At 69.6% G+C, this 24,113-nt stretch carries 24 protein-coding genes and 2 tRNA genes; 17 read left to right on the top strand and 9 right to left on the bottom strand.

Going from position 1 to position 24,113, the window contains the following annotated elements:
- Nucleotides 1-15: 15 nt before the first annotated feature.
- The 3 genes from VNR19_RS13350 (at nt 16) to VNR19_RS13340 (ending at nt 3,365) form a co-directional block, all read left to right on the top strand.
- On the top strand, nt 16-1,389 hold the full coding sequence (locus VNR19_RS13350; RefSeq protein ID WP_325727521.1) for an ABC transporter substrate-binding protein: 1,374 nt from the start codon (nt 16-18) through the stop codon (nt 1,387-1,389).
- A gap of 129 nt (nt 1,390-1,518) precedes the next feature.
- Nucleotides 1,519-2,487, top strand: a complete 969-nt coding sequence (locus tag VNR19_RS13345; RefSeq protein ID WP_325727519.1) for a carbohydrate ABC transporter permease — start codon at nt 1,519-1,521, stop codon at nt 2,485-2,487.
- Complete coding sequence (locus tag VNR19_RS13340) at nt 2,484-3,365, top strand: carbohydrate ABC transporter permease (RefSeq protein ID WP_325727517.1); 882 nt, start codon at nt 2,484-2,486, stop codon at nt 3,363-3,365. Before VNR19_RS13345 ends, VNR19_RS13340 begins: the two co-directional genes overlap by 4 nt.
- An 18-nt stretch (nt 3,366-3,383) precedes the next feature.
- Here VNR19_RS13340 and VNR19_RS13335 read toward each other — a convergent pair whose 3' ends face one another.
- Complete coding sequence (locus VNR19_RS13335) at nt 3,384-4,589, bottom strand: diacylglycerol/lipid kinase family protein (RefSeq protein WP_325727515.1); 1,206 nt, start codon at nt 4,587-4,589, stop codon at nt 3,384-3,386.
- A gap of 63 nt (nt 4,590-4,652) precedes the next feature.
- Here VNR19_RS13335 and serS point away from each other — a divergent pair, with 63 nt between their 5' ends.
- The 5 genes from serS (at nt 4,653) to VNR19_RS13310 (ending at nt 9,686) form a co-directional block, all read left to right on the top strand.
- On the top strand, nt 4,653-5,918 hold the full coding sequence (gene serS, locus VNR19_RS13330; RefSeq protein WP_325033399.1) for a serine--tRNA ligase: 1,266 nt from the start codon (nt 4,653-4,655) through the stop codon (nt 5,916-5,918).
- Complete coding sequence (locus VNR19_RS13325) at nt 5,915-6,823, top strand: HAD family hydrolase (RefSeq protein WP_325727512.1); 909 nt, start codon at nt 5,915-5,917, stop codon at nt 6,821-6,823. Before serS ends, VNR19_RS13325 begins: the two co-directional genes overlap by 4 nt.
- A 160-nt stretch (nt 6,824-6,983) precedes the next feature.
- Nucleotides 6,984-7,068, top strand: a tRNA-Ser gene (locus tag VNR19_RS13320).
- A gap of 16 nt (nt 7,069-7,084) precedes the next feature.
- The gene (locus tag VNR19_RS13315) at nt 7,085-8,377 is read left to right on the top strand and encodes an LCP family protein (protein WP_325033397.1); all 1,293 of its coding nucleotides are present in this window, start codon (nt 7,085-7,087) and stop codon (nt 8,375-8,377) included.
- A 1-nt stretch (nt 8,378) separates the two neighbouring features.
- A complete protein-coding gene (locus tag VNR19_RS13310; RefSeq protein ID WP_325727510.1) occupies nt 8,379-9,686 on the top strand; it encodes an LCP family protein in 1,308 nt (435 codons plus the stop codon).
- 21 nt (nt 9,687-9,707) lie between these two features.
- Here the strand turns inward: VNR19_RS13310 and VNR19_RS13305 are convergent, their stop codons facing one another.
- Nucleotides 9,708-10,406 carry a hypothetical protein gene (locus VNR19_RS13305; protein WP_325727508.1) on the bottom strand — a complete coding sequence of 233 codons (699 nt, stop codon included), beginning with the start codon at nt 10,404-10,406 and terminating at the stop codon, nt 9,708-9,710.
- A 162-nt stretch (nt 10,407-10,568) separates the two neighbouring features.
- Here VNR19_RS13305 and VNR19_RS13300 point away from each other — a divergent pair.
- Nucleotides 10,569-10,660 (top strand) — tRNA-Ser (locus VNR19_RS13300).
- A 21-nt stretch (nt 10,661-10,681) separates the two neighbouring features.
- On the opposite strand, the gene VNR19_RS13295 is transcribed toward VNR19_RS13300, so the two are convergent.
- Together VNR19_RS13295 and VNR19_RS13290 are read right to left on the bottom strand one after the other, a co-directional pair.
- The gene (locus tag VNR19_RS13295; RefSeq protein WP_325727506.1) at nt 10,682-11,914 is read right to left on the bottom strand and encodes an alpha/beta hydrolase family protein; all 1,233 of its coding nucleotides are present in this window, start codon (nt 11,912-11,914) and stop codon (nt 10,682-10,684) included.
- 57 nt (nt 11,915-11,971) lie between these two features.
- The gene (locus VNR19_RS13290) at nt 11,972-12,931 is read right to left on the bottom strand and encodes a GlxA family transcriptional regulator (RefSeq protein ID WP_325727504.1); all 960 of its coding nucleotides are present in this window, start codon (nt 12,929-12,931) and stop codon (nt 11,972-11,974) included.
- Nucleotides 12,932-13,042: 111 nt separating this feature from the next.
- Between VNR19_RS13290 and VNR19_RS13285 the strand changes: the two genes are divergently transcribed.
- Nucleotides 13,043-13,483 carry a hypothetical protein gene (locus VNR19_RS13285; RefSeq protein ID WP_325727502.1) on the top strand — a complete coding sequence of 147 codons (441 nt, stop codon included), beginning with the start codon at nt 13,043-13,045 and terminating at the stop codon, nt 13,481-13,483.
- A gap of 17 nt (nt 13,484-13,500) precedes the next feature.
- On the top strand, nt 13,501-14,073 hold the full coding sequence (locus VNR19_RS13280) for a dihydrofolate reductase family protein (RefSeq protein WP_325727500.1): 573 nt from the start codon (nt 13,501-13,503) through the stop codon (nt 14,071-14,073).
- A 17-nt stretch (nt 14,074-14,090) separates the two neighbouring features.
- Here VNR19_RS13280 and VNR19_RS13275 read toward each other — a convergent pair whose 3' ends face one another.
- Entirely contained in the window at nt 14,091-14,741 is a 651-nt protein-coding gene (locus VNR19_RS13275; RefSeq protein WP_325727498.1) for a response regulator transcription factor, read from the bottom strand.
- On the bottom strand, nt 14,738-15,940 hold the full coding sequence (locus tag VNR19_RS13270) for a sensor histidine kinase (RefSeq protein WP_325727496.1): 1,203 nt from the start codon (nt 15,938-15,940) through the stop codon (nt 14,738-14,740). The genes VNR19_RS13275 and VNR19_RS13270 overlap by 4 nt, the downstream gene beginning before the upstream one ends.
- 119 nt (nt 15,941-16,059) lie before the next feature.
- Between VNR19_RS13270 and VNR19_RS13265 the strand changes: the two genes are divergently transcribed.
- Complete coding sequence (locus VNR19_RS13265) at nt 16,060-16,860, top strand: GAP family protein (RefSeq protein ID WP_325727494.1); 801 nt, start codon at nt 16,060-16,062, stop codon at nt 16,858-16,860.
- Nucleotides 16,861-16,903: 43 nt separating this feature from the next.
- On the opposite strand, the gene VNR19_RS13260 is transcribed toward VNR19_RS13265, so the two are convergent.
- Entirely contained in the window at nt 16,904-17,560 is a 657-nt protein-coding gene (locus tag VNR19_RS13260; protein WP_325727492.1) for a hypothetical protein, read from the bottom strand.
- A gap of 408 nt (nt 17,561-17,968) precedes the next feature.
- On the opposite strand from VNR19_RS13260, the gene VNR19_RS13255 reads away from it, so the two are divergent.
- The 5 genes from VNR19_RS13255 to VNR19_RS13235 all read left to right on the top strand — a co-directional run bounded on the left by VNR19_RS13255 (nt 17,969) and on the right by VNR19_RS13235 (nt 22,286).
- A complete protein-coding gene (locus VNR19_RS13255) occupies nt 17,969-18,367 on the top strand; it encodes a DUF7144 family membrane protein (protein WP_325727490.1) in 399 nt (132 codons plus the stop codon).
- 31 nt (nt 18,368-18,398) lie between these two features.
- Nucleotides 18,399-19,037: a hypothetical protein gene (locus VNR19_RS13250; RefSeq protein WP_325727488.1), complete on the top strand. Its 639-nt coding sequence runs from the start codon at nt 18,399-18,401 to the stop codon at nt 19,035-19,037.
- 117 nt (nt 19,038-19,154) lie between these two features.
- Complete coding sequence (locus VNR19_RS13245; RefSeq protein ID WP_325727486.1) at nt 19,155-19,877, top strand: glycosyltransferase family 2 protein; 723 nt, start codon at nt 19,155-19,157, stop codon at nt 19,875-19,877.
- A 108-nt stretch (nt 19,878-19,985) separates the two neighbouring features.
- On the top strand, nt 19,986-20,609 hold the full coding sequence (locus tag VNR19_RS13240) for a DUF3159 domain-containing protein (protein WP_325727484.1): 624 nt from the start codon (nt 19,986-19,988) through the stop codon (nt 20,607-20,609).
- A gap of 177 nt (nt 20,610-20,786) precedes the next feature.
- On the top strand, nt 20,787-22,286 hold the full coding sequence (locus tag VNR19_RS13235; RefSeq protein WP_325727482.1) for a cytochrome b: 1,500 nt from the start codon (nt 20,787-20,789) through the stop codon (nt 22,284-22,286).
- A 12-nt stretch (nt 22,287-22,298) separates the two neighbouring features.
- On the opposite strand, the gene VNR19_RS13230 is transcribed toward VNR19_RS13235, so the two are convergent.
- Both VNR19_RS13230 and VNR19_RS13225 read right to left on the bottom strand, forming a co-directional pair.
- Entirely contained in the window at nt 22,299-22,964 is a 666-nt protein-coding gene (locus VNR19_RS13230) for a class I SAM-dependent methyltransferase (RefSeq protein ID WP_325727480.1), read from the bottom strand.
- A 70-nt stretch (nt 22,965-23,034) separates the two neighbouring features.
- Nucleotides 23,035-24,066 carry an alpha/beta fold hydrolase gene (locus tag VNR19_RS13225; protein ID WP_325727478.1) on the bottom strand — a complete coding sequence of 344 codons (1,032 nt, stop codon included), beginning with the start codon at nt 24,064-24,066 and terminating at the stop codon, nt 23,035-23,037.
- Nucleotides 24,067-24,113 lie beyond the last annotated feature (47 nt).

The raw sequence follows: 24,113 nt of genomic DNA, 5'->3' as shown, positions 1-24,113 counted from the left end.
AAGAAAGGAAAGACGATGAAGTCACCAGCAAGGGTCCTGCTCGCCGGTGTCGCCGCGGTGGCGACCGTCGGCGCACTCGTGGGCTGCTCGACGAGCAGCAGCGGGGGAAGCGGCGAGAGCGGCAAGGTCGAGCTGCGCGTCGCGACCTTCCCGCCCGGAGCGGACGCGGCGGCCTACGAGGCGTTCGCCGCGCAGGAGAAGCAGTTCGAGGACGAGCACCCCGACATCGACATCATCGGCGTCGAGTACGAGTGGGAAGGCCCGACGTTCGCCGTGCAGCTGGCCGGCGGCAGCCTGCCCGACGTGTTCACGGTGCCGTTCACCGACTCCAAGACGCTGCTCGAGAACGGGCAGCTCATGGACGTCACCGCCGAGATCAAGGAACTCGGCTACGAGGACGCGTTCAACCCGATCATCCTCGACGGCGTGAAGGACTCCGACGGCAACATCTACGGCTTCCCGCGCCAGGCCTACGCGATGGGCCTGCACTACAACCGCGACCTCTTCGAGCAGGCCGGGCTCGACCCCGACCAGCCGCCCACCACGTGGGACGAGGTGCGCGAGTACGCGAAGAAGATCACGGATGCCACGGGCAAGGCCGGCTACGCGCAGATGGCGATCAACAACACCGGCGGCTGGCAGCTGACGGCGCAGACCGTCGCGCGCGGCGGTCGCACCCAGGTCGACAACGAGGACGGCTCGGCCGAATCGACGATCGACAACGCGGCCACCAAGGCGACGCTCGAGTTCCTCCACGACCTGAAGTGGGAGGACGGTTCGTTCGGATCGAAGGTCGACCTCGACTGGGGCACGATCAACCAGGAGTTCGCCGCGGGCAACATCGGCATGTACACATCGGGTTCCGATGTCTACACGGCGCTCGTGCGCGACTTCGGCCTCGAGCCCGACGTCTACGGGCTCGCGGTCGTCCCGATCGAGGGCGACGACCCGGGCACTCTCGGCGGCGGTGACATCGCGGTGATCAGCCCGACCGTCGACGACGCCACGAAGGCGGCGGCGGTCGAGTGGATCGACTGGTATTACATGCAGAAGCTCCTCGACGAGGACGCCGCGGTGCAGGACGCCAAGACGCTCAACGACTCCGGCCAGGCCGTCGGCACGCCGGTGCTGCCCGTGCTCAGCCGTGAGCTGTACGAGGAGTCGCTCGTGTGGATCGAGGACTACATCAACGTGCCGCGCGACCAGATGAAGCCGTTCATCGACAGCATCTGGGACCAGACGCCGGTCGGCGAGCCGAAGAAGGCGACGCAGGAGATCTACGCGCTGCTCGACACCGTCGTGCAGACCGTGCTCACCGACGAGAACGCCGACATCGACGCGCTCCTCGCGCAGGCCCAGGCCGACGCGCAGGCGATCCTCGACCAGTGATCCGGTAGGCGGCGCTTCGTCTCGGCTCCGCCCTCGCTGAGCCACCGGGTTCCCCGGTCCGGACGCTGAGCGAGCGAAGCGAGACGAAGCGCCGCCGCCGGACGGCCCATCGAACAACGAAAGCCCCGCATGACTGCGACCATTCCGGAACGCCCGGCCGCGGCATCCGTCGCCCCCGCCCCACCCCCCGAGCGCCGACCCACGCGACGCACACCGCTCACGTGGTACCGCGGCGGCGGTCTCGCGAACCTGCTGTTCGTGCTGCCGATGGTCTTCGTGTTCTTCTTCTTCTCGTGGTCGCCGATCGTCCAGTCGGTGATCATGAGCCTGCAGAAGACGAACCTCATCGTGAGCGAGTGGGTCGGGTTCGACAACTACGTCGCGGTGCTCACCGACCCGCAGCTGGGTCGCGCCGTCATCAACACGCTGTTCTTCGCGCTGCTCGCGCTGCTCTTCGGGTTCCCGCTGCCGCTGTTCATGGCGGTGCTCATGAGCGAGGTGCGGCGCGCCAAGGGCCTGTACTCGGCGCTCGCGTACCTGCCGGTCGTGATCCCCCCGGTGGTCGCGGTGCTGCTGTGGCGCTTCTTCTACGACTCGTCGCCGAACGGCGTCTTCAACACGGCGCTCTCGTGGTTCGGCATCCCGCCGCAGCCGTGGATCTCATCGGCCGTGCAGGCGATGCCGTCCCTCGTTCTCGAGGCCACATGGGCGGCGGCGGGCGGGTCGATCATCATCTACCTCGCAGCCCTGCTGTCGGTGCCGCCCGAGCTGTACGACGCGGCCGAGGTCGATGGCGCCGGCATCTGGCGCAAGGTGTGGCACGTCACACTGCCGCAGCTGCGCGGAATCCTCTTCATCATGCTGATCCTGCAGATCATCGCGACCGCGCAGGTGTTCCTCGAGCCGTTCCTGTTCACGGGCGGAGGGCCGGCCGGGGCGACGAAGACGATCCTCCTCTACATCTACGACAAGGCGTTCCGGAACTCGCTCGGCGGCGACTACGGCGAGGCGACGGCGGTCTCGGTGCTGCTGGCGATCGTGCTCGCGATCCTGTCGTGGCTCTACTTCAAGCTGACGAACCGCTGGAGCGCCTCATGAGCGAGCGCACGATCGTCTCGGCATCCGAACGTCGCCGACCCGGCACCCGCGCGGGCCTCGCCGTCACGCACGTCTTCCTGTTCGCGACGCTCGTGATCGCGGGCCTCGGGCCGATCCTGTGGCTCGCGAAGGCGGCCGTGACCCCGACGCAGGACACGCTGCAGCAGCCGTTCGCGCTGTGGCCGAACGGCATCGACTGGGAGAACCTGTCGACGGCGTGGAACGACATCCACATCGACCAGTACTTCTTCAACACGATCGTGATCGCGGCGGGGGCCTGGCTCACGCAGCTGTTCATCGCGACGACGGCCGGTTACGCGCTGTCGGTGCTGCGGCCGAAGTACGCGCCGATCCTCAACGGGCTCGTGCTCGCGACGCTGTTCATCCCCGGCATCGTCCTGCTCGTGCCGCTGTACCTCACGATCGTCAACCCGCCTCTGCTGGGAGACGTGAGCCTGCTCAACAGCTACCTCGCGGTGTGGCTGCCGATGGGCGCGAACGCCTTCAACATCCTCCTCGTGAAGCGCTTCTTCGACAGCCTCCCGCGCGAGGTGTTCGAGGCGGCGAAGACCGACGGCGCCGGACCCTTCCGGCTCTTCTGGTCCATCGTGCTTCCGATGTCGAAGCCGATCCTCGGGGTGGTGTCGGTCTTCGCGATCATCGCCGCCTGGAAGGACTACCTGTGGCCGATGCTCGTGCTGCCCGATCCGGCGGTGCAGCCGCTGTCGGTGCGCCTGCCGGCGGTGCAGTCCCAGACCGAGCTCGACGTCTTCCTCGCCGCGCTCGCGATCGCGACGCTCATCCCGATCGCGATGTTCCTCCTGTTCCAGAACGTCTTCCTGCGGTCGGCGGGCCTCGGGGGAGCGGTCAAGGGCTGATCGATCCGGTCCTCGCCGTCAGAGGCCGTCTACTTCATGCCCCTTCGGCACGGTCACGATGAGGTCGCGCGGCGCGATGCGCGTGCGCACGTGCACCGCTTCGCCGAACTCGTCGCCGTCGAGCTGCACGGGCTGCGCCTCGGTGGGCGCCAGCTCGATGCCCTCGCCGCGCGTGTAGAGCACGGAGTTGTCCCGCGTCGTGATCGCGAGCACCTTGCGGCCCGCCCGGAAGCGGCGCAGCACGCTGTTGTCCCACGCGACGCGCCGCCACACGAAGAGCCAGCCGAACGCGCCCTTCGGCTGGAAGATGACGATGTCGAGGGCTCCGTCGGTCACGGATGCCTCGGGGATCAGCTCCAGGCCGGCGGGGAGCGACCCGCAGTTGGCGAAGAGCACGCTCTGCACGCGCGCGGAGTGCAGTCGGCGTCCGGGCAGCTGGTACACGACGCGGAAGGGCTTCGCGCTGGCGAGCGAGCGTGCGGCGCCGTCCACGTAGGCGACCCATCCGACCGTCTTCTTCAGCTGCGGGTTCGTGTTGGCGATCATCGCCGCGTCGAGGCCGATGCCGCCCATGACCACGAATGCATGCTCGGCGGTCTCGCCGTCGGGTCGGCGCAGGGCCGCCCAGCCGAGGTCCATCTCGAGTCTGTCGCCGTCGAAGGTCGCCGCCACCATGGCATCCGGATCGTCCAGCGGCAGCCGCAGATTCCGCGCGAGCAGGTTGCCCGTTCCGCTCGGCACGATCGTCAGCGGAACGCCCGATCCGCCCATCGCCTCGCTCACGGCGCGCACGGTTCCGTCGCCGCCCGCGACGAGCACCGCGTCGACCTTCTCGTCGAGGGCCTGCCGCGTGACATCGTCGCCGAGGTCTTCGACCGTCGTCTCGTAGAAGAGCGGCTCGGCCCATCCGGCGGCCTTCGCGTGGTCGGCGACGCTCTTGCGCAGGGCGTCCGCGTCGACCTTGGTCGGGTTGTACACCAGAGCGGCGCGCTTGCGCGGCTCCTCCTCGGCGGGGAAGGGCTTGCGCTCGCCCTCCTCGCCGACGCGGCGGGCCTCGCCCTCACGCCCGGGCTTGTCGGGCTCGACGTCCTCCGGCTCGCGGATCGTGTCGTCGGGTGCGGCGGCGCGCTCGGGATCCGGCGCATCCGTGTGCTCGTGCACGTCGGCGGGCTGGTCCGGATCGTCGCGGCGGGGCTCGTCCCCGGACCCGGATGCGGCTGTCATGGCTCCAACCCTAAGACCGCACCGCCACGGTGTGCGCGAAGTTCGCCCGACTAGACTCGTGGGGTGATCGATCCAGTGCTTCTTCGCGAGAATCCCGAGCTGGTCAGGCGCTCGCAGGAGGCCCGGGGGGAGTCGCCCGACACGGTCGACGCCGCGCTCGCCGCCGACCGGGCCCGCCGCCAGGCCATCGCCGCCTATGAGGAGCTGCGCGCGCAGCAGAACGCGCACGGCAAGCGCGTCGCGCAGGCTCCGAAGGAGGAGAAGGCGGCGCTCGCCGCCGAGGCGAAGGAACTGAGCGTCCGGGTGAAGGAGGCCCAGCAGGCCGTCACCGTCGCCGAGCAGGCCGCCGACGAGGCGATGGCGCGCATCGAGAACGTCATCATCGACGGTGTGCCGGCGGGGGGCGAAGCGGACTTCGTCACGCTGCGAACGCACGGCGAGGTTCCCGCGTTCTCGTTCGAGCCGCGCGACCACCTCGAGCTCGGCGAGCTGCTCGGCGCGATCGACATGGAGCGCGGCACCAAGGTGTCGGGCAGCCGCTTCTACTTCCTCACCGGGATCGGTGCGCGCCTCGAACTGGCGATCATGATGCTCGCGCTCGATCGCGCGCTCGAGGCGGGCTTCACGCCGCTCACGCCGCCCACGCTCGTGCGGCCCGAGGTCATGCGCGGCACCGGGTTCCTCGGTCAGCACTCCGACGAGGTCTACCACCTCGAAGACGACGACCTCTATCTCGTCGGCACGAGCGAGGTGCCCCTCGCCGGGTACCACATGGGCGAGATCATCGACCTCTCCAAGGGCCCCAAGCGCTACGCCGGCTGGTCGACGTGCTACCGCCGCGAGGCGGGGTCGTACGGCAAGGACACGCGCGGCATCATCCGGGTGCACCAGTTCAACAAGCTCGAGATGTTCGTCTACACGACCCTCGAGGACTCGGAGGAGGAGCACCTGCGGCTCCTCGCCCAGCAGGAGCGGATGCTGCAGGACCTCGGCCTCTCGTACCGCGTCATCGACGTCGCCGCGGGCGACCTCGGCTCGAGCGCGGCGCGCAAGTACGACATCGAGGCGTGGGTGCCGACGCAGCAGGCGTATCGCGAGCTCACGTCGACGTCGAACTGCACGACCTACCAGGCGCGTCGCCTCGACATCCGTCACCGCCCGGACGGCGGCAAGACGCAGCACGTCGCGACGCTCAACGGCACGCTCGCGACGACCCGCTGGATCGTCGCGCTGCTCGAGACCCACCAGCGGGAGGACGGCTCGGTCACCGTGCCGGAGGTGCTGCGGCCGTACCTGGGCGGGCTCGAAGTCATGGAGCCCGTGTCTTGACCGAAGCTCATCTTCCGCCCACGGGCAGCGTCAAGGTCGTCAAGCCGAAGAAGGCGGCCAAGCTCGTCGAGCGGGTCGCGCGCGACACCGAGGACCCGGCGGTCGTCGTCGAGCGGCTGCTCATCGTGCTCGACATCGACGGCACCGTGCTGCTGGAAGACGAGTCGCTCAGCCCCGGGGTCGTCGAGGCCGTCGAGCACGCGCACAAGGCGGGCCACGAGGTCATGATCGCGACCGGGCGCAGCTGGGAGGGCACGCGAGGCATCCTGCGCGTGCTGCAGATCGCGCCCGAATACGTCGTGTGCTCGAACGGCGCGGTCGTGCTCAAGCGCATCGACGCCGACGAGCTGAAGTACGAGCGCTTCCACACCGAGACGTTCGACGCGCGCGAGGTGCTCACGATCCTGCACGAGCATCTGCCCGAGGCCCGGTACATGGTCGAGCTGCCCGACGGGCACCGCCTCTACACCGAGTACCTCGAGGACTGGAACCTCGTGAACGCGCGCCGCGTCCCCTTCGATGAGCTCGGCGCGCAGCCGGTGTGCCGCGTCGTCGTCGTCTCGCCCGACAAGCGCGAACGCGACTTCCTCGAGCTCGTGGAGCGGATCGGACTGAACCAGGTCTCCTACGCGATCGGCTGGACCGCATGGCTCGACATCGCGCCGAAGGGGGTCGACAAGAGCACGGGGCTCGAGATCGTGCGCCGCGAGCTCGGCATCGACCCCGAGCACGTGCTCGTGATCGGCGACGGACGCAACGACGTCGGCATGTTCCGCTGGGCTCTCGAGAACGGCGGTCGCGCCGTCGCGATGGAGCAGGGTCCGAAGGAAGTGCGCGAGGCGGCGGGTGAGACGACGCTGTCGGTTCACGACGGCGGCGTGGCCGAGGTGCTCCGCAAGCTCTAGTGTGGGCGCGCTCCCATCCCTGTCGCCGCGCGGATCGGTTGAGCCGCCGCACGCGCGTCTTTCAGAGCTTGTCCAGACACCGTTGGAACAATGGCACGACAGCGCTGTCGGCTAGACTCGACGCCTGATCGACGGATGCCGCGAAGCCGGCTTCCCGACGGGAGGGTTGTCCGAGCGGCCGATGGAGCTGGTCTTGAAAACCAGTGGGCAGCGATGTCCCGTGGGTTCGAATCCCACACCCTCCGCTAGAAGAGAGCCCTTGTGACCAAGACGACCCGGCCCGCACGACGTGGGCGCCGCACAGTGGCGCGCCACGGCGAGCTGTCGTCCCCGCATCCGTTCTCTCTGCTTCTGAAGGTGCTCGGCGTGATCGTCGCCGTGGTGCTCGCCTCCGGTGCGGGGATCGCCGCGTACGCCGCGTACGACATCACGGCGAGCTTCGCCGAGGGGGCGGTCGACCTCGAGGATCAGGGTCCCGTCCCTCCCGACATCGGGGCGATCGAAAGCGAAGTCGATCTCTTCATCGCGGGCACCGACGCGTGCGAACCCGAGTATGCGCAGTTCTTCGGAAGCCGCTGCACCGGCGCCGACGCGGGCGGCGAGCTGAACGACGTCAACCTGCTCGTGCACATCTCGGCCGAGCCGCGGCGGGTGACCGTCGTGTCGTTCCCCCGCGACCTCATGGTGCCGATCCCGTCGTGCACGCGCGCCGACGGGTCGCAGACGTCCGCGATGAGCAAGCAGATGATCAACTCCGCCTACATGTACGGCGGCCTCTCGTGCGTCGTGAAGACGGTCTCGCAACTCGCGGGGCGTCCGATCCCGTTCGCCGCGAAGGTCACGTGGGGCGGGGTCATCGAGATCACCAACGCGATCGGCGGCGTCGAGGTCTGCATCGGCAACGGCGGCATCCGCGACCGCTACACCGGCATCGACTGGCCGGCCGGTCCGCGCACGATCTCGGGCCTGGAGGCGCTGCAGTTCCTGCGCACGCGTCACGGTCTCGAGAACGGCAGTGATCTGGCCCGCATCAGCAACCAGCAGCAGTACATGTCGCGCCTCGCGAAGAAGATCATGAGCGAGGACGTGCTGTCGGACCTGCCGACGCTCCTCAAATTGGCGACCACGGCGGTCGACAACGTCACGCCGAGCGAGTCGCTCACCAACCCCGTGACGCTCATGCAGATCGCACTCGCGGTGAAGAACGTCCCGTTCGACGACATCGTCTTCGTGCAGTATCCCGTCAACGCCGACCCGTCCGACCCGAACCGCGTCGTGCCGAACTACGAGGCGGCCGAGCAGCTGTGGGCGGCGATCGACGCGAACGTGCCGATCAGCCTCACGGGCGACCCGAGCCGTGGCGGCGGCGTGATCGTGGTCGACCCCCAGCCCTCGGACCAGCCGGCCGAGACTCCCGCTCCGACCGAGCCGACGCCCGGTGCGACCGAGACGGCGACTCCTGCGCCGACGCCGGTCGAGCTGCCGTCGTCGATCTCGGGCTTCAGCGCCGACCAGGAGACGTGCTCCGCGGGCAATCTGAGGGCCAACGGCTGACGTGGCGGGTGGTTCCGCGCGGCGCGGGCCGCGGCATCCGATCGCCCGTCATGGGGCGCTCTCGGCACCCAACCCGCTTCTGCAGCTTCTGGCGATGCTCGGCGTCGTCGTGCTCGTCGCGGTCGTGAGTGCGGTGGGCGTCGGCGCCTTCGCCCTCCTGGACTCCGCACGGGCGGTCTCGGATCACGCGGTCGATCTCGAAGGGGACGAGCCGCTCCCACCCACGATCGGCGAGATCGAGGGCGGCGTGAACGTGCTGCTCGTCGGCACCGACTCGTGCGACGGCGCCAACGCCGCGCTCTCCGGCGCGTGCCAGGCCGGCGACACCGAGGGCGAGCGCAACGACGTCACGATGCTCCTGCACATCTCGGACAACCCGCGTCGCGTGACGGTGGTGTCGTTCCCGCGCGACATGCTCGTGCCGATCCCCGCGTGCCCGCGGGCCGAGGGCGGCGAGTACTCGGCGATGAGCTCGCAGATGCTGAACGCGTCGTACATGTCCGGCCTCGCGTGCACCGTGAAGACCGTCGAGGCGCTCACGGGCGAGGACATCCAGTTCGCCGGCGCGATCCGCTGGACGGGCGTAATCAACATGTCCGACGCGATCGGGGGCGTCGACGTGTGCGTGACGGGCGACGTGCACGACCCCCACACAGGGCTGACGCTCACCGCCGGCACGCACACCCTGCAGGGCGTCCAGGCGCTCCAGTTCCTGCGCATGCGTCACGGCGTCGCCGACGGATCCGACCTCGGTCGCATCTCGAACCAGCAGCAGTTCATGTCCTCGCTCGTGCGCAAGCTGCAGGGCGACTCCGTCCTGTCGAACCCGTCGACGCTGTTCTCGCTCGCGACGACCGCGATGAAGCAGGTCACCGAGGGCCAGCTCCTCCTGAGCCGGTCGCTCACGAACCCGACGCTCATGGTGCAGATCGCGATGGCCGTGAAAGACGTCGACTACGCCGACATCGTCTTCGTACAGTATCCGACGCGGTACATCCCCGGCGACGGCCGCAGCGACGTCCTTCCCGTTCGCGATGCGGGCGACGTGCTGTTCGCCGCGCTGCGCGAAAACAAGGCACTCGTCCTCACCGGCTCGACGAGCGCGGCCGCGGGTGCCCCGGAGGTGGCAGGCGAGGCCACGAAGCCGACGCCCGAGGCATCCGTCACGCCGACGCCCGGCACGACCGACGCGGCGACGGACCCGACGGATGCCGCGGCCCCGCCCCCCGCGGATGCCGCGGTCGAGCTCCCGTCGTCGATCACCGGCACGACCGCCGCGCAGGTCACCTGCTCGCAGCCGCAGCGCTAGTCCGTCGCGCGGCGAGGAGCCTCAGACGGCGAACCCCTCGCGGTCGACGCGGCGGTGGTACCGCATTCCGGTCGCACCACCGAGGAGCGCGCCGGCGAGCGTCACGACAGCGGCGCCCACCGCGGTGAGGATGCCCGCGGTCGTCGCGGTCTCGGGAGTCACCGGGATGCGCGGGAAGCCGCCGAGGGCGCCCAGGATGTCCCACTGGGCTCCGCCGACCGCCGTGACGACGGCGACGATGACGGCGATGATGATCGCCCACAGCCACACCGCGAGCCCCTGCTTGACGCCGCTGAACCGGGCCATGCGTCCGGCGACGTAACCGCCCGCGAAGTACGAGATGAACAGCACGAGGGCGAGCGCGATCGCGCCGACGATGGTCGCGACGCGCATGTTGTCGGCGGCGGCGTTCGCTGCGTCCTCCGCCGCCTCGGGGGCGACCGCGCCGATGGCACCGCCGATCGCGGCGATGAGGGCGGTCAGCAGGAGCGCGAGACCCATCGCGGCGATCCAGCCGAAGAACGCGGAGCCGAACTTGAACCCACCGAAGCGCTCCTCTTCGCGGGCGAGGACCTGTTCGCGGAGGGCGCGATCGTCGGTGTGCGCGGATGCGACGTCGCTGTCGTAGCGGGCAGCGGCGGTGTCGCGATCGTATGTCGAGGTGTCGTCGAGGCGCTGGGTCGGGGCGACCTGCTCGTGGCGGTCAGGTGTGTCGGTCATGGCACAGAGTCTGGGGCCCCGGAGCGGTGCAGACAGCGGGGTTGCGGGCGCGGCATCCGGGTCGTACCCTCGCGCTCCCGGAGCCGTCCTCGGTTCTTGCCACGCGCGGGTCCGGGTTATGATTGCTGAGCGCATCTGTATGGCTTCGGCGAACGGATGCCTGGAGACGTCGCATAGTCAGGCCTAGTGCACCACCCTGCTAAGGTGGAGTCCCCTCCGGGGGACCGAGGGTTCAAATCCCTCCGTCTCCGCCAAAAACAGCCCAGGTGACTGGGCTATTTTCTTGCCCGGGCATCCTCCAGCCGGTCGTCGAGCCAGTCGAACATGCGCTCAGCAGTGACGGCGCGGGCGAGCGGCTGACAGTGTCCGTCCGCGCCTTCGGCCGCCGTGAAGCTGAGCAGCGTCGATACGCCCCGAGTGAGTTCCGCGAGGCGCTGCGGCTGCCCGGGCCAGAACTGCTCGTTCTCGGGGTCGATGACCAGCAGAGGCGTGGTGATCTGGTGCGCCACCTCGGTGGCGTCGTACTCGCGGACGGCGGTGAGCGTCTCCGCGTAGCCGGTCGTACCGTAGGGCCGCGCCCGGAACGCCCAGGTGCGCCCCGCGGCGGGGAAGAACTTCATCGCGAGGGCCATCTGCTCGTCGAACTTCTCGACGTCGCCGTTGTCCAGATGCTTCAGCAGGCTCGCCGGGATGTGTGCCGTCCACGACGTCGACACGTCGAGCACGCCGGGGTCGACGACGGCGGCGGCGAAACGATGCTCGAACGCGATCGCGCGTGTCACCCAGTAGCCGCCCTGGCTGATTCCGTACACGGCGATCCGCGCGCGATCGACGTCGTCGAGCGCGGCGATGAAGTCGTAGACCGGCGTGAGCACGTGCTCCCAGTCCGGGCGGAAAGGGACGTTCTTCTCGAACAGCTGGGACTGCTGGCCCGGCCCGTCGAAGACGAGCACGTCGTAGCCGCGCTCGAGGCCTGCGGCGACGCAGCACCCCCACAGCGCCGCGAGCGAGCCGTCGCTGCCGTTCACGGCGACGAGCAGAGGGTTCCCGTTCGCGTCGCGCGTCGGTGCGCGGAACAGGTATCCGGGCAGGGGGTCCTGTTCATACGGGATCTCGACGGGCGTCACATCGACCGACGTGTGTTCGATGAACCCCCGCCAGGCCGCCTGCTGCCGCTCGAACGCCGCCGTCAGCCGCCCGGAGTCATCGAGCGAGCTCGCCGCGTTGACCGCGTTCGCGTAGTACGCAGACGCCCGAAGGTAGGCGGATGCCGCGCTGACCCGGTGCCCGCCCTCCGCGGATCGCTCGGCGGCTTCCCTCGTCCGATCGGCGAGCGCTCGCCACGCCGAGAACCAGCCCTCCTGATCGTTCTTCTTGACGCGTTGCGTGGCCGCGAGGATCTCTCCGGGGTCGCCTGCTCCCGCAACGCTCAGACCGAGCGCGATCCGGATCTCGAAGTCGAAATCCGGGTTCTTCGAGAACGGGGAGATGGGTGACTTCGTGCTCATGCTCTGCGCCCCTCCACATGGTTCGTCAGCCGTTCGGGACCGACGTTACTCATGGCGCTACGGGCGTGTCTGCGTCGCACGGAACACGCGGGGACTGACGCCGTACTTCGCGACGAACGCCTGCCGGAACGTCTCCGCCGACGAGAATCCGCACCGCCGCGCGACCTGCGAGAGGGGGAGCCTGGTCGTCGCCGTCAGGCGGGCGCCGATCTCGAGGCGGATGCGGCGCACCGTCGCGCCGGGCGACTCGCCCAGGTGCTCGCGGAACAGCCGCGTGAGATGCCGGGTGCTCACGCGCGCGTGCGCGGCCAGGGACGAGGTGGTGAGGTCTGCTTCGGGATGGGTGAGGATGCGATTGAGCGCGCGCCGCACGACGAGGTCGTCCGGATTCGGCGCGGTCGTGAAGATGCTCATCTGCGCCTGGTTGCCCGGTCGCTGGAGGTAGGCGACCATGCCCATCGCGACGTACCGCGCGAGCTCTGGGCCGTGGTCCTCCTCGATGAAGGCGAGCGCGAGATCGAGCGACGCCGTCACTCCGCCCGATGTGGCGATGTTCCCGTCCCTCACGAAGACCGGCGAGGCGTCGACCTGGACGGCGGGGTGATCGGATGCGAGCTCGGCGGCGTACAGCCAGTGCGTCGTCGCACGCCTCCCGTCGAGGAGTCCCGCACCGGCGAGCACCGTGGCGCCGGTGCACACCGACGCGATGCGCCGCGCCGTCGCCGCCAGACGGCGGACTTCGCGGACGATCGCCGGGTCGTGCGCAGCGCGCCGGTGACCGTCGCCGCCGGAGACCACGATGGTGTCGGCGTTCTCGATGGCCTCGACCGCGGCATCCGCACGCAGGACGAGCCCTGTCTCGCACCGGATGTCTGCGCCCTTCACGGTCGCGAACGTGACCTCGTACTTCGGGTCGGCGCCGAGCCTGTTCGCGAGGCCGAAGGCGGTCGTCACGCAGGCGATGTCGACGAGTTCGGCTCCCTCGTACCCGATCACGACCACTTTGGGCTGGTTCACGCGTCCAGGCTAGGCCGGGCGGGGCAAGACGACGAGACTGGTATCCCAGGATTTCGGACATCGCGGCGCTTACGTGACGACACCGCGGTCGACCGCGATCACGATGGGCGCATGACCAAGCCGCTGCTCATGATCTCCGCCGCGTACCTCGCGGTCATCGGACTCGCCCTGCTGATCTTCCCGGCGCAGTTCGGAATCGACGCCGTGCCCGACGACCCGTCGACGGAGCTGCTCGCCTTGCTGCGGCTGCTCGGCGGTCCTCTGCTCGGCATCGCGGTGCTGAACTGGATGTCGCGCAACGCCGACCCGCCGTCGATCAGGAACACGGTGATCCTGGCCGATCTCGTCGGCTTCGGCGGCGTCGCCGCCAACGATGTCGTCGGCGTCGCCACCGGCACCGCGCGCGCCGCAGCCACCTACTTCCTGATCGTCCACTTGGCGTTCGCGATCGCCTTCCTCATCGCCTGGGTGCGTGCGCGCTCCGCCGCCGGCCCGGGTGGTGGCGGAGCATCCGTGCCGAAGGAATCCCACGAGAAAGGACGCACCTCGTGAGCAGGACGATTCTCGACATGTCCATCTCTGTCGACGGGTTCATCGCCGGTCCGAACGAGACGATCGACAACGGACTCGGCGACGGCGGGCAGCGCCTGCACGACTGGGTGCTGCCGCGCGACGCGGACGGCCGCTTCCTCGAGAGCGGGCCCACCGGGGTCGACGCCGAGATGATGGCCGCATATCAGTCGGTCGGCGCTTCGGTGGCCGGCCCTGGCACGGTCGATCCGGCCGGTGGCTGGGGCGGGGACGCGTACGAGGGCCCGCCCGTGTTCATCTACGCGCGCCGACAGCCGGGTCGGGGTGAGCCGCGCTGGTCGAAGTTCACCTACGTCGACTCCATCGAGGAGGCGATCGGCAGCGCACGGGAGGCAGCCGGCGACGCCGACGTGAGGGTGCAGGGCGCGGGAACGGGTCAGGCGGCGATCGACGCGGGCCTGATCGACGAGGTGCAGCTGCACGTCATGCCGGTCCTGCTGCGGGAAGGGCGGCGACTCTTCGACCTCGGCCCGGGCGCGCCGCTCGACCTCGAGCTCGTCGAGGTGCGCCAGGGTGCCGCACTCCACGTGCGCTACCGCGTCCGGCGCTGATCTCCCGCGACCGCGATTCAGGTGTCGGTCGCACCTGACATGAGCGCCACCGCGTGTGAGCGGCTGCGTGCGCCGAGCTTGGCCAGCACGTTCGACACGTGGGTCTTGACCGTCGCGACGGAGATCCCGAGATCATCGGCGATCTGGGAGTTGGAGCGCCCGGCGCGCATCGCGTCGAGCACCTCGCGCTCCCGCGCGGTGAGGTTCTCGGTCAGGCTGCGGCCTGCGTCCACGTCGTCGTCGTCCCGGGGAATCAGCGCCAGCGCGCGCCGGGTGACACGCGGATCCAGGACCCCTTCGCCCGCCGCGACGCGTCGCACGGCGTCGACGACGGTCGCGGCATCCGCCGTCTTGAGGAGGAAACCTGCCGCACCCGCTCGGAGTGCCCCGGAAACGAGCTCGTCCTCGTCGAAGCTCGTGAGCACCAGAACGTGCGCCCAGCCCGCGGCGGCGATCTCTCGCGTGGCGGCCACTCCGTCGACCGACGGCATGCGCAGATCCATCAGCACGACATCCGGGCGCAGAGCCGCGGCGTTTCGCACGGCGACCGCACCGTCGGCGGCCTCGCCGACCACCTCGATGCCGTGCGCTTCGAGCATGATGCGCAGACCTTCGCGGATCGCGACGTGGTCGTCCGCGAGGAGCACGCGCGGGATCGGACCGGTCACGCCGGCACCTCCATCGGCAGCGTCGCCCGCACCGACCAGCCGTCTGGTCGGGGTCCGGCCTCGAGCCGGCCGCCCAGCGCGCGCGCCCGCTCGCGCAGCAGCTCCAGCCCCCATCCGCTTCCGAAGATCTGCGGGCTGGTCACGGCGGCACCGCCTCGCGAGTCCACGCGCACGAGCACGCGGCCCGCGTCATCCGCTCGCAGCGTGATCTCGACGTCCGCGCCGGCAGCGTGACGTACGCAGTTCGCGAGGGACTCCTGGACGATGCGCGTGACCGCCTGGTCGACGGGCGCCGGGATGCGGGGAGGCAGCGAGTCCTCGACCCGCACCGTCAGTCCATCGCGACGCGCGTCCGCCACGAGGTCTCCCAGCGAGTCTCGGCGCGCACCGGCGACCGCACCGTCGCCGGTGCGAAGGACCGCGATCATCGAGCGCAGCGCCTGATGCGCCGCGAGGCTCGAGTCGCGCACCGCGCGCAGCGCCGCGCGATCGGATTCCGCCGAGCCGTCGATCGACAGTGCCGCCTCGGCACGGATCGCGATCGCCGAGACATCCCCGGCGACGAGGTCGTGGAGTTCGCGGGCCATCTGCTCCCGCTCCCTGCGCACAACCGCCGCGCGTTCGTCCTCGGCCTTCCGTGCGGCCTCCTCTGCGCGCTCGCGATGCAGTGCCACGAGCTCGTGCGCCTGCGCTACCGACGTGGCGTACCAGTAGCACGTGCCGGCGAGGGCACCCAACTGGAGCCCCATGAGCACGCCGATCCGCACGTCGCCGGTGAGGACGAGCGCGATCGCAGCAGCCGCCACGACGGCGATCGCGACGCCGACGAGGATGCGGCGCCGTCGCGAGGCAGAGGCCGCGAGTGTGGCCGCGTACAGCAGATCGAGCGCCACGATCAGCGTCGTGACGCCGCCGACGGTGAGCAGATCGACGACGAGCAGCGCGAGCGCCACGCCCAGGAGAGCGAGCGGTGCTCGGGCGCGGAAGAGCACCAACGCGCACGCCGGCAGACCCGTCACCAGCGACCACCACGGCGACACGGGCTGGGGCAGCAGGGAGAACACTGACCACAGCCCGACCAGTCCGAGGGCTGCCGCGGCGATCGTGAAGACCGCGTAGCCGAGCGCGTCCGCCAGAGCGCGATGCCCGCGCACCCACGCGACCACGGTCGTCACGAAACCGGCCGGTCTCTCCCTCACGCTCTCCATGCAACCACGCCGCCGGATCGGCGGTATCCGTCGAAAGAACGAGACGGCGCAGGCGTCAGCTCCGCCTTCTGCCCGATCCGCGTCGCTCCCAGAGCGACCAGCCTGGACCCATGGATTTCCTCTCCGACGCGCCTCTCGCGATCACGCTGGGCGTGCTCGCGCTCCTGGACGGGCTCAGTGTGGGCACGCTGCTCATCCCTGTGTTCCTGCTGCTCGCTCCAGGCCGAGTGCGTTCGCGCCGGGTGTTGCTGTACCTCGTCACGATCGCGGCGTTCTATCTCGCGGTGGGCGTCCTCTTCATGCTCGGCCTGGTGAATCTCGTCGATGTCGCCCAGGAGTTGCTGTCGTCCACGACGGGGCAGATCGCACGGCTGGTCATCGGCGGAGGACTGCTGGTCATCGCGATCTTCATGGGAGGTTCGAAGCCGGCCGCGCCGCCCGCAGCCTCCGGCGCATCGTCCCCGCCGGCCGAGGCGGTGCCCGCGGCATCCGCCACCGCGACAGCGTCGGCAACGGAAACCCGGCTCACGCGCCGGCGCGACCGGCTGCTGTCTCCCGACGCGTCGGGTGGTGCCGTGATGGCCGTCGCCATCGGCGCCGGGCTCGTCGAGGTGGCGACGATGCTGCCGTATCTCGTGGCCATGGGCATGCTCGCCGAGGCCCCCCTCGCCATGCCGGTGCGGTTCGCCGCCCTGGCGGGGTACTGCGCGGTCATGATCGTGCCGGCGCTCGTGCTTCTGCTGCTGCGGATCGTCGCGGCGCCACTCGTCGAGCGTCCCCTCGCGCGCCTCGCCGCGTGGATGGAGCGCGCCGGTCGCGAGAACACGGCCTGGATCATCGGCATCGTCGGCTTCCTCATCGCGCGTGCCGCCGCGAACGAGCTCGGCATCTTCGAGCGGCTGGCCGGATGATCCGCCCGAATCGACTCCGAATGCGGATCCACCGCGGCCGTGATCAGCCGCGGAGGATCGCGTAATCCTTGTCGCTGACGGTCGCGTAGATGACCGCGTGGGGGTCGACCTGCTGCGCGGCACGGTAGAGAGTGTTCTCGGCCTTCGAGATCTCGCGCCGGAGCTTGCCCGTGGTCAGGTCGAAGAGGCCTTTCGCGAGCTGAGAGTCCTTGCGCTGGACCACGATGATGGGCATGTCGTCCTCCTCGTTTCGTACGGTGATGGGGTTGATTCGGACCTTCGCGAAGCCCGCGGGCGCGTTCCAGGGGTCGAAGTCGCCGACGTGCCATCGTTCCTGAGGCGTGACGAAGTCCATGCGGAATCCGGCCAGTCGGCACAGGCTGACGAACCGTGCCCAAGCGAGGAATTCGTTCCCGGGCGCCAAAGCGCCCCAGTTCTGCACATCGATCGCCATGCAGTCGGAACCCCGGAACACACCGCCGTGCGAGGAGAATCCCGGCACCGCGGCCATGATTCCGAGCCGTTTCCGATACAGCACCTGAACGTCCAGCGGCCGGAACAGGTTCCAACCCGGAGTGACCCGGAGGGTCACGCCGTACTTCGCCCGACCCGTGGCGACGACATGATTCCACCGCGCGGCCGTCCCAGGCGGCGCGAGGTGTTTCCAGGGGCCGTCCTCATTGCGGCCCTTGTCCAGCACGATGAGGTGGGACTCAGGGATCTGCCCGTTGGGGAACCTCGGCATGGCGCACCCCCGCTTCAAGATGCTCTCGGCGGAACAGTCGGAGACCGCGCACCTCGTCGCTCGAAGCGTTCCTCATGTGCTTCCGTCGCGTATCGCCCAACATGCCCCAGCGCGGTACGCCCGCGCCCTCACAACGCCCATAGTGCCGCACGGGACCGCTCGGGGCCATAGGGCGATCGCACCGGTGGGCGGCTCTGTTCGCCTGCGGACGCAATTCGGCGGCGGGCATCGTTCGAGTGATTTCACGCGACTTGCGTGACGCGCGGGCGTTCGGCGTGCTCCAAGAATCGTTTTCGACGCCGGGGCCCCACGCACGGCGTCAGCGGAGCCGAGAGGCTCCACCGACGCGAAAGGATCACCCGAATGACTGACAACACCGTCACCGGCTGGGTGGGGTGGGGCGTGTTCGCCGCCGTCATCCTCATCATCTCCGGCCTGCTCAACATCTTCCACGGGCTGCAGGCTCTCATCGGGCCCGACTCCCTCTTCTTCACCACGGAAGCGGGGTTGTTCTCGGTGGACATCCAATCCTGGGGCTCGTTCCACCTGATCATCGGCATCCTGCTGCTGCTGATCGGCGTCGCGCTGCTGGGCGGCGCGACGTGGGCGCGCGTGATCGCGATCGTCCTCGTCGCGTTGAACGCGCTGGCGCAGCTGACGCTCATCGCTGCCCAGCCGTGGCTCTCCCTCGCGGTCCTCGCGATCGACATCCTGGTGATCTATGCGCTCACCGTGCACGGGCGGGAGCTCAAGGCGCGCTGATGCCAGGCCCGGACGGCACGAGGGGGGTCGAATGACGGCGTCGCCGCAACGAGACCCAGCCGCGACCCGCGTGCTGCGCGTGTCGCTCGCGCTGGGCGGAACGGCGATTCTGGCGCTGGGCGTGCTCGCGGTCGTCATCTCGATCGAAGGGCGGTTCGGGCCGACGCCTCTTCTCGGCGTCCTGGGGCACATATGGGAGATCATCTTCGCTGTCGCGCTCATACCGACGTTCGTGGCGATGTTCCTCGTAAGTCGGGGCGCCCGCTCCGTCAGCTCCTCGGCCATCGCGATTCTCGCAGCGCTCAGCTTGGGCGCTGCGGCACTCGTCGGGATTCTTCGCCTTGCCGGACTCGTCGAGCTGTTCCTGCCGCTTGCGAACTGGCTGCCCGGAACGCTTCTGCTGGCGGCATGGGGGTGGGTGGCCGCCCGTGCCGCAGTGCGGGAGGGGCACCTGGGGCAGGGGACGCGTCGGTTGGCGGGGGCCGTGCTGATCGCTCAGATCGCTCTCGTCGTCTTCTCCTCGGCCGCGGTGCTCGTCGGCGGCACGACCTCGATGGCGGCCAACATCTCCGCAGGTGCGGCGGCCGGCGCCCTCTGGATCGTCCTCGGTGCGAGTTGGCTGGCATTCGCGGCGCAATGGCACGGGCAGACGCACGTCGTGGCGAGTTAGATTTGAGATATCGGGGCGGCGTGCGGCATCCGTTGCTCCGCCGTCACGCCGTACCGATCACAACTCCAGAAGTCAATGGGATCCTTTCGAGGAGCTCTCTGCGTGAACATCATGCGGATGACGGAAGAACGAGTGAGCCTGAGCGTCGTCATCCCGGCGCGGGATGAGGAGCGGATTCTCGAGGCGTGCCTGCGGGCGCTGAGCCTCCAGTCCGACCCGGTGGGCGAGATCATCGTCGTCGACAACGGGTCGAGCGACAGGACGGCCGAGATCGCTCGCTCGCACGCCGGCGTCGTCGTGCTGACCGAGCCGCGCCCCGGCATCACCTACGCCCGCAACACCGGGTTCGACGCGGCGACGGGCGATGTCATCGCGCGCATCGACGCTGACACGATCGTCACAGCCGGTTGGGCGGCTGCCATACGCAAGGCGTTCGAGGCGGATGCCGGGCTGGCCGCCCTCACCGGCCCGGCGGGCTTCACCCGGCTCTCGTCGGGCGACCGCGTCGTCGGTCGCACGGCCTACGGTCTGGTGAAGGCGGCACATGAAGTGCTCATCGGCGGCGGCCCGGTTCTCTACGGCCACAACATGGCCCTGCGGCGCGAGGCGTGGGAGGCCATCCGAGACGTCGTGACGGTCGGAGACCACGTCATCAGCGAGGACCTCGACGTGACCTTCGCGCTCCAGCACACCGGGCAGCGAATCGGCTACGAGCCGGACATGCTCGTCACGATCGACGTGGAGCGCACACTTCGGTACGAGAAGATCGCCCGCTACCGCCGCACGAACCGCCTCACCGCGGAGAAGTACCGCAGACGCCGGCTCGAGTCCGCGGCGTAGGGCGACCGGCGCGGCATCCGTCTCATCGTCGCGACCCGACCGAATGTACGACCGGGCGTACACCGATCGGTGGATCCGGCGCGGGCGTCGCGTCACGAGACTCGAGGCATGTCCCCTTCAGCCACCGCGCTCCGCCGCCCCGGGCTCGTGCCGGCGCTGATGTCGCTCCTGCCCACCGCGGCGTTCCTGATCGTCGACGCGTGGCTCGGGCTCGTGCCGGCGATGATCGCCGCCAGCGCCCTCACGGTCGTGCTCATCGTCGTGCGGCGGATCGGGGGCCGCCGGATCGGGCTCCTCCTGCCGCTCGCCCTCGCCTACGTCGTGCTCAAGGCGGTCGCCGGCATCCTCACGCAGTCGCACGTCGTGTACTTCGGCGCAGGCGTGGCACTCAGCGCCCTCACCGCGATCGCCGTCGGAGTGACGGCCTTCACGCGCACGCCGGTCGCCTCGTACCTGATCCCTCTCGTGACGCCCTACCGCCGGCTGACTCCCGACCACCCCGTCTACCGACGGGTCGCCGCCCACGTCACGCTCGCATGGGCCGTCGTCGAGCTCGGGATCGTCGCGTGGGAGGGCTGGCACCTCACGGTCGCGTCGGCATCCGAGTTCGTGATCATGCGGACCGTCGGACCGTGGATGGCGATGGGCGTGCTGATCTTCTGCCTCATCTTCTACGTGCGCTTCCGTCTCGATCGGCACGAGTGGGCCCTCGCGCGCGAGGAACCCGCGTAGCGATCACCGGCGGCGCCTCCGCCTGTCACTTGTCACAGATCGCCGCCGAGCGGTGTCTTACAGGTGAGGGCAGGAGGCAGAACGATGCCAACGATTCTCGACCGGAAGAGACACCATTCCATCACCGACCGTCTCGAGCGCGTGATCACCCATTCGGCGCCGGGTCGGGGATTGCGGATGCTTCGTGCGAAGCTCGCCGCACGCCGCGTGCCGCTGCACTGGACGAACATGTTCGGTGTCATCGCGCTCGCGTGTGTCTTCGTGCTGTTCGTGACCGGCGCCATCCTGATGTTCGCGTACGCGCCGTCGAGTGAGACCGTGGCATACCACGGCCCTTACGTGCCGCTGGCGGGTGCGGAGATGTCGAAGGCGCTCGAGTCGACGCTCTACATCTCGCTCGAGATGCCCGGAGGAATTCTGCTGCGCCAGGCGCACCATTGGGCCGCCCTGCTGCTGCCGGCGGCGATCATGCTGCAGATGGTGGTCGCGTTCTTCACCGGTGCGTTCCGGCGGCCGCGGCGGCTTTCGTGGCTGCTGCTCTTCGGGCTCCTGGTCGCCGCGCTCTTGGGCGGATGGAGCGGCTACGCGCTGCCGGACGACATGCTCTCCGGAACCGGTCTGCGGATCGTCGAGGGCATCATGCTCGGCATCCCCGTGGTCGGCACCTGGCTGTCGCGTCTGCTGTTCGGAGGTGGGTTCCCGGGTCAGATCATCGAGAACCTGTATCCGCTCCACCTCGCTTCCGGCGTGCTGCTGGTCGTGCTCCTCGTCTGGCGCTGGTGGGACGCGTACGGCCGTGAACCGGCACGGTTCCCCGGAGAAGCGCGCACCGTGCCGGCCTGGCCGAACTTCGCCGTCCGCGCCGGCGGGCTGTTCGCCGCGGCGACGGCCCTCCTCTTCCTCATCGGCGGTACCGTGACGATCGCGCCGGTCTGGCTGTACGGTCCCGCGTCGCCGGGCGACGCATCCGCCGGCAGCCAACCGGATTGGTACACCGGATTCCTCGACGGAGCTCTGCGGCTCGTCCCGCCTGGGTGGGAATTCGAGTTGCTCGGCCGCACGTGGACGCTCGCCGTCATCGTGCCGCTGCTCGTCGTCGGCGCGTTCCTGATGCTCGTCGCGGTGTACCCGTTCATCGAGGAGTGGGTGAGCGGTGACTCCCGTGCCCAGGACGTCCTCGACCGGCCGCGCAACGTCCCGATCCGCACGGGCATCGGGGTCGCGGGAATCGTCTTCTTCGGGGCGCTCTGGGGTGCCGGTGGCGCCGATGTCATCGCGGCACAGCTGAACTTCTCGCTGGAGGGCGTGATCACCGCGTTCCAGGTGCTCGTCGTCCTGGGTCCGATCATCGCGTTCGACCTCACGCGTCGCGTGTGCGTCGCGCTGCAGAAGAAGGACCGCGAGACCGTGCTGCATGGTTACGAGACCGGGCGCATCGTTCGGATGCCCGGCGGGGGATACGTCGAGGTCCACCGCGAGTTGGACGCGCAAGAGCGCGGCCGCCTGGTCGGGCCCGCTCCGATCGAGCCGTTCATCGCCCGGCCGAACAGCGACGGACGTGTGCCTCTCGTCAACCGCGTGCGGGCCCGCGCGTCGCACCTGTTCTACGAAGACCGACTCGCGCCGTTGGGCGGTCAGTCCCGACCCGCTCTCCGCGCGATGGAGCAGGGCCGCTGATGCGGCCCTCCTTCACGCCCACGCCATACCCACGATCTGCGTGTTGAACGGCAGGAAGGGGGAGTGCACGCGATACGGCTCGGCCCAGACGTTCTCGAATCCCGCATCGCGGATCACGGCCTCGAGGTCGCGCTCGCACGAGCAGCCCTCGAACGTCCAGGCCCAGGGGCGGCGGAGCATCCGCTGAGCCCACCGCGTCACCGTTCCCTCGGGTGCGGCGACGTGCTCGAGGAACCGGAAGGTGCCGCCCGGATGCAACACGCGCCGCACCTCGGCGAGGACGGCCGCGGGGTCCTGCACCGAGCACAGCGCGAGCGATGAGATCACGCAGTCCGCGCTGTTGTCAGGCAGACCGGTGACCTCGGCTCTGCGGGTGCGCAGGTCGAGTTCGACGCCGCGACGGCGCGCCGCCTCTTGCAGCGGCTCGTGCATCGAGGGGTTGGGCTCGATGGCGATGAGGTTCGTTCCCGGCGAGAGGTAGCGGAGGTTCGCGCCGACGCCCGGGCCGATCTCGACGACCTCGCGGGGGAGGTGCGCGAAGATCCGCTGCTTGCGACGACGCAGGGTCCACTCGATGTACGGGCCCATGAGCCGGAAGAAGGCGGCGTTGAAGCGCCCGCGCAGGGAGTGCCGTTCGAAGTCCACTCCGAACGGTCGAGGGGTGGTGATGTCGGTCATGTCGACTCCTCTGTGTGGTGTCGACACCAGCGTGCTCGGCTCCGGCCGCCGGAACAGGCGTGGAACTACCTCACTTCGGCGGTGACGGCGCGGCGCCCTGGGCGGCGTACCACGCGGCGATCTGCGCCCGCGACGAGAAGCCGAGGCGCATCCGGATGCGCTCGACATGGCCCTCGGCCGACCGCTCGTCGATGCCCAGCCGCGTCGCGATCTCGCGGTTGGTGCACCCCTCGCTCACGAGAGCGGCGACCTCGTTCTGTCGCGGGGTCAGGGCGCGCGGTCCGCGACGCAGCGTGCGCAGGCCGAGGTGGCGCCGGATCGGCACCACGAGGCTGTGCACGTCGCCCGCGAACGGGAGATGGGAGCGGCCCGGCACGACACGAAGCTCCGCATCCCGGATGCCGGCGGCCAGCGCCTCCGCCTGCGCGACGGGCGCCGCCCGATCCTCCGCGCGGTGCAGCACGAGCGTCTTCGCCTCGACCCGCGGAAGCTGGTCGCCCACGTCGAGGTCATAGCTCATCGCGAGCAGGGAGCGTGCTGTCTCGGCGGTCGAGGACGCGCGTTGGTAGCGCGCGACCTGCCGCCGCATCACGGCGGTCGCGTCCGGAGCGAAGATGTCGGTGAGCACGTCCGACCCGAGACCCCAGTGCGACTCGACGAGCCCGAGCAGGTGCGCGCGCACATCCGGCTCTGCGATGTCCGGTCCCGACACCCAGCCGCCGTAGAGCACGAGACGACGGACCGACTCCGGATGCTCCGCCGCCCACGCCGCCGCGACGAGCGCGCCCATCGAGGAGCCGATCACGTCGAACCGGTCCGTGCCGAGCGTGCTCGCGACGGCGGACAGCTGCTCGAGCTCGTACTCGAGCGACGGCGGTCGCCCGGATGCCGGTGACAGCCCGCATCCGGCCCGGTCGTACCTCACGAGCCGGCATCCGTCCGCGATGCTCTCGTAGAACGCGCGCTCTTCGGGCAGCGCCCAGCTCAGTTCGAGGTGACTGAGCCATCCGCTGACGTACACCACCGGGCGCCCTTCGCCCACCGAGGAGTACGCGATCTCGGTTCCATCGGTCGCGGTCACACGCCCGAGGCGCTGCTGCACGTTGCCATTATGGCGGCGGGCGCCGGTTGACCGGCCGCGGCAGGCGC

This window comes from Microbacterium sp., from assembly GCF_035556355.1.
Taxonomy (GTDB): Bacteria; Actinomycetota; Actinomycetes; order Actinomycetales; family Microbacteriaceae; genus Microbacterium.
The sequence above is the reverse complement of the archived record's forward strand: the minus strand, read 5'-3'. Positions and strand labels throughout refer to the sequence as shown.

Bases quoted from the DNA above. Each gene is read 5' to 3' on its own strand.
- VNR19_RS13350 (WP_325727521.1), top strand. From the start codon at position 16: ATGAAGTCACCAGCAAGGGTCCTGCTCGCCGGTGTCGCCGCGGTGGCG.
- VNR19_RS13345 (WP_325727519.1), top strand. From the start codon at position 1,519: ATGACTGCGACCATTCCGGAACGCCCGGCCGCGGCATCCGTCGCCCCC.
- VNR19_RS13340 (WP_325727517.1), top strand. From the start codon at position 2,484: ATGAGCGAGCGCACGATCGTCTCGGCATCCGAACGTCGCCGACCCGGC.
- VNR19_RS13335 (WP_325727515.1), bottom strand. From the start codon at position 4,589: ATGACAGCCGCATCCGGGTCCGGGGACGAGCCCCGCCGCGACGATCCG.
- VNR19_RS13305 (WP_325727508.1), bottom strand. From the start codon at position 10,406: ATGACCGACACACCTGACCGCCACGAGCAGGTCGCCCCGACCCAGCGC.
- VNR19_RS13295 (WP_325727506.1), bottom strand. From the start codon at position 11,914: ATGAGCACGAAGTCACCCATCTCCCCGTTCTCGAAGAACCCGGATTTC.
- VNR19_RS13285 (WP_325727502.1), top strand. From the start codon at position 13,043: ATGACCAAGCCGCTGCTCATGATCTCCGCCGCGTACCTCGCGGTCATC.
- VNR19_RS13280 (WP_325727500.1), top strand. From the start codon at position 13,501: ATGTCCATCTCTGTCGACGGGTTCATCGCCGGTCCGAACGAGACGATC.
- VNR19_RS13265 (WP_325727494.1), top strand. From the start codon at position 16,060: ATGGATTTCCTCTCCGACGCGCCTCTCGCGATCACGCTGGGCGTGCTC.
- VNR19_RS13255 (WP_325727490.1), top strand. From the start codon at position 17,969: ATGACTGACAACACCGTCACCGGCTGGGTGGGGTGGGGCGTGTTCGCC.
- VNR19_RS13250 (WP_325727488.1), top strand. From the start codon at position 18,399: ATGACGGCGTCGCCGCAACGAGACCCAGCCGCGACCCGCGTGCTGCGC.
- VNR19_RS13245 (WP_325727486.1), top strand. From the start codon at position 19,155: ATGACGGAAGAACGAGTGAGCCTGAGCGTCGTCATCCCGGCGCGGGAT.
- VNR19_RS13240 (WP_325727484.1), top strand. From the start codon at position 19,986: ATGTCCCCTTCAGCCACCGCGCTCCGCCGCCCCGGGCTCGTGCCGGCG.
- VNR19_RS13235 (WP_325727482.1), top strand. From the start codon at position 20,787: ATGCTTCGTGCGAAGCTCGCCGCACGCCGCGTGCCGCTGCACTGGACG.
- VNR19_RS13230 (WP_325727480.1), bottom strand. From the start codon at position 22,964: ATGACCGACATCACCACCCCTCGACCGTTCGGAGTGGACTTCGAACGG.